2 protein-coding genes and 1 pseudogene are annotated in these 2,410 nt (G+C 62.7%); all 3 read right to left on the bottom strand.

All coding sequences use genetic code 11. The features are described 5' to 3' along the window. A pseudogene (locus EN925_RS32030) lies at positions 1-554 on the bottom strand (beta-xylosidase); the annotation flags it as partial. Beyond that, entirely contained in the window at positions 551-2,113 is a 1,563-nt protein-coding gene (locus EN925_RS32025) for a GMC family oxidoreductase (protein ID WP_127370278.1), read from the bottom strand. The pseudogene EN925_RS32030 and the gene EN925_RS32025, both read right to left, overlap by 4 nt. Before the next feature lie 4 nt (positions 2,114-2,117). Then, on the bottom strand, positions 2,118-2,410 hold a 293-nt coding region (locus EN925_RS32020), incomplete at its 5' end, for an SDR family oxidoreductase (protein WP_128337211.1).

The raw sequence follows: 2,410 nt of genomic DNA, 5'->3' as shown, positions 1-2,410 counted from the left end.
CCCTTCATGGCTTCGACGGAGTAGCGATAGAGCTCGAAATAGTCGCTTTGCTTGCCGCTGCCGAAAGCGGTCAGGTTCGGCTCGTTCCAGACCTCGAAGAACCATTGGCGCACCTCGTCCAGCCCGTAGCGATCCACCCAGTGGCTGACAAGCTTGCGGATGAGCACCGCCCATTGCGCGTGGTCCTTTGGCGGCGAGACATTGGCGCGATAGTGGAAGACGGTCTTGTCGGCGGAGGCCAGGACACCGGGCATGAAGCTCAGTTCCACGAACGGTTTCATGCCGATCGAGAGCAGGAAGTCGAAAATCTGATCGGCATTGAAGAACGAGTAGAACAAGGTGTCGCCCTCGCCGATCAGCGTACCCATTTCGTCGCTTAAAATACTGTGGCAGCGGACATGGCGCATCCCGAGCTCGTCATGCGTGCGCTTCAGTTGCGCCTGCCAGTCGGCACGCAAGCCGAGCGTCGCGTGGCCGCTACCGACCGTGTGTTCCCAGAAATGCGGCAGTTGCGTCGCCGGTCCGTTCAGGTCGCATGAAAATGTCGCCGTCATCCAAGCCGCTCCTTGATCCTGTCCGCCACGCGCAGCGCGTTGGCGATGATCGTCAGTGTGGGATTGACCGCGGCGATCGAGGGAAAGAAGCTCGCATCCGCGACATAGAGATTGTCGACTTCATGGGCACGGCAATCGAGGTCGAGCACTGAGGCCGCGGGATCGGTCCCGAAGCGCGCGGTGCCGGCCTGATGCGCGGTGCCGCCGATCGGAATGCCGAGGCCGAAGTAAAGACTGCGCTCCAGCAGCACGGGGCGGGAGTCGGCCCTGCTCAATATATGCTTGAGTTTTTTCTTTAGACGGCGATGGGCTTCCAGATCGCTCACGGTGAATTCAAGGACGACGCGGCGGCCGTCGTAGCGAATGCGGTTTTCCGAGCGAGGGAGGTCCTCGGTCGAAAGCCAGAAATCCATCGAATGGCGCGCCATCTCCTGGAAGGGAAGCTTCGGCAGCCATTCCAGCCAGCGGGGCAATGCCTCGCCTCTGATCTGTGCTCCGTGTGAGGTGGCGCACATCTGGATCAGCCCGAGTGGGTAATCCCAATCGTCCGATCCGAAATAGAAGTCGGAAAGCGCGAGCGTCTTCTGGAAAATCGTGTCGTTCGGCTTGCGGGTCAAAGCCATCAGCACGGACTGATCGTGGCGCATGTAGTTGCGCCCGACCTGCCCGGAACCGTTGGCGAGACCTTCCGGATGCTTGGCGCTGGCCGATCGCAGCAGAAGCAGCGCCGTGGAGAGCGCACCGCAAGCCGCCACCACTATGGTGGCGCCATAGTGCACTTCCTCGCCGTCGCGCATCACAATCACGTCTGTCACTCTCCTGCCCGTCCCGTCCGTCTCGAGCCTCGTCACATAGGCGTTGGTCAGCAGCGACAGGTTGGGATACGATCTGAGCGCCGGATCGACGCATACCACCTGGGCGTCGGCCTTGCCGTTCAGCAGGCAGGGAAACCCGTCAAAGGCGTCGCAGCGGATGCAGGTGCTGGTCGGCGTGGCCCTGCCGTCCTTCTCTTGGAGAAGAATGCCGAGCGGCAGATGGAACGGGTGCAGCCCGTCATTGGCCAGGCTGTCGTGGAGTTCCTGGATGCGCGGCTCGTGCGACACCGGCGGATACGGAAAGGGGCCGCTGGCGGGCGGTTCGGTCGGGTCTTCGCCGCGCTGGCCATGTACATGGAACAGCCGTTCGGCCTCGGCATAGTAAGGTTCGAAGACCTCGTATCCGAGCGGCCATGCGGGAGAGACGCCGGCCTTATGGCGGACTTCGCCGAAATCGCGCTCGCGCATGCGAAAGAGCGCCCCGCCATAGACCTTGGAGTTGCCGCCGACATAGTAATGCAGGCCAGGGTGGAAACTCTCGCCGTCCCTGCCGTACCAGGTCTCCTTGGCCTGATAGGCGCCGTCCACGAACACCGTCCGTGCGTCCCAGTTGGCGCGCGAACGCGGCAGGTAGCCGCCGCGCTCTATGAGCAGGATGCGTTTTCCGGTCGGCGCCAGACGTTGCGCGAGCGAAGCCCCGCCCGGACCGCTGCCAATGACGATAACGTCGTACTGCCCGCCCATGCCGTCAGCCGTTTGTCGAAAAACCAGGGAAGAGCGTCATGCCGCCATCGACGAAAAGCGTAGTGCCGACAACGTAATCGGACTCGTCCGACGCCAGCCAGACGGCCGCCCGCGCGATGTCTTCCGGCAGACCGATCCGCCCATATGGAATCAACGTCAGCAAGCTCTTGAGCGCTTCGGGCGTGTCCCAGGCGGAGGTGTTGATGGGCGTTCGTATCGCGCCCGGCGCGATGGCGTTGACGCGAATGCGCTTGGGCGCAAGCTCCTGCGCCATGCTTTCCATGAGCAGCTTGATGC

The organism is Mesorhizobium sp. M7A.F.Ca.US.006.04.2.1 (assembly GCF_004022915.1).
Classification (GTDB): Bacteria; Pseudomonadota; Alphaproteobacteria; order Rhizobiales; family Rhizobiaceae; genus Mesorhizobium; species Mesorhizobium ciceri.
The sequence above is the reverse complement of the archived record's forward strand: the minus strand, read 5'-3'. Positions and strand labels throughout refer to the sequence as shown.

What these genes read in the sequence shown, in the direction of transcription:
- EN925_RS32025 (WP_127370278.1), bottom strand. Translation starts at nt 2,113, where the DNA reads ATGGGCGGGCAGTACGACGTTATCGTCATTGGCAGCGGTCCGGGCGGG.